The sequence below is a fragment of the Campylobacter sp. RKI_CA19_01121 genome, from assembly GCF_025771295.1.
In the GTDB taxonomy this organism is placed as follows: domain Bacteria; phylum Campylobacterota; class Campylobacteria; order Campylobacterales; family Campylobacteraceae; genus Campylobacter_D.
Genome location: NZ_JAKMQA010000029.1, coordinates 1 through 1493 on the forward strand (window position 1 = coordinate 1; position 1493 = coordinate 1493).

The following is a 1493-nucleotide window of genomic DNA, read 5'->3' on the forward strand; positions in this document are numbered from 1 at the left end:
TTTGATATGGATAATATCATAAACTTTTTAATGGGAGAGCTGTATTTAAGAAACTATCTCTATGAAAGTAAGATTTTGCTTTTAAATTCTTATTATAACAAATACAGTGAAAAAAGAATTGAACTAGAAAACCAACTTAACGACAAGATTAACTATGTTTTTATAGCCCAAGGTATCACCGGAATTGAAAGTTTTAAGAAAAATCTAAAACAGTCGATTCAAAATACAGCAAGAATGCTTGGAAAGCCTTTATTTAAAGATTTAATCAAACAAAGAGAAGGCAAAAACAGCAACGCTGTTATAGTAGCAAGCGGTCCATCTTTGATTAAACAATTGCCTTTATTAAAAGAATTTCAAGACAAAACAACCATTATAAGCGCAGATGGAAGCTACCCTATTCTAGCAAAATACAATATAAAACCAGACTATGTTATGTGTTTAGAAACAAATGAACTTTCAAGTGAATTTTTCAATAATAATTTTGAAGAACTGGATAAAAATATTACCTTTATTATCACCGCTTCAACAAATCCTAAAACTATAGATTATTTAGATAAAAATCAAAAAAAATATCTTCTTGTTCTAAAACCCTCTGCTACTTATACACACAAATATCTTATAGATAATTTTGGAAGTTTGGGTGGATTAAATGTTGCTTCTATGGGTTTTGAATTTGCCGTAAAACTAAAACATAAAAATATTATTTTAATAGGGCAAGATTTAGCTTATGATGAAAATGGAAATTCCCATCCTATGGAATTTCTATACAACTCTACTCTGGATACATACAGATATGAACACATAAAAACACTAGCTTATGGAGGAAAGGGAGAAGTATGGACTCACGGTGCTTGGAAAACCTATATACAAAGTTATGAATTGTGTATAAAGGATGCTTTGAAAAACAATATAACCACCTATAATGCTACAGAAGGTGGAGCTAGAATAGAAGGTACCATAGAAAAACCTTTTAAAGAGCTTTGTGAAAATTTACTAAAAGAAGATAAGACAACTTTCCCACATTTGCCAGTTTTATCAAAAGAAGAACAATTATTGCTTGCTAGACTCAGCTATGAACACTTCATAAAACTTATAAATTTTGGTAAAAGTAAAATTTATCAATGTCAAAAACTTCTAAAACCTATCCTAAAAGTCATTGAGCAAACTAGATATCATATAAATTTAAATACTATTAATTTTGTAAAAATTTTAAAGACAAATGATGAGCTTCACAGAGTCAAAGAATTTATTGAAGACGAAAATATGTCTATTTTTACAGACTCGCTTGTAATTGCCTTAACAACCACCGAACTCGAACTGGCTAAAATTTCAACCATGAGCGCTCACACTCAAGAAGATAAAAAAATACGTATGATCATTTGGCTTATCAAACATGAAGAATGGCTAAAAATAGTTATAGAAACCTTAGAAACTCAAATAAAAATTATAGAAAATTCTATACAAAATTTAAAAAAATTCATAGAGGATAATTC

Annotated in this window: 1 protein-coding gene; it reads left to right on the top strand. The window is 28.9% G+C overall.

The features are described 5' to 3' along the window. Positions 1-1493 (top strand): motility associated factor glycosyltransferase family protein (locus tag L8T90_RS07810; protein WP_263737171.1); only part of this gene is annotated, 1493 nt, incomplete at both ends.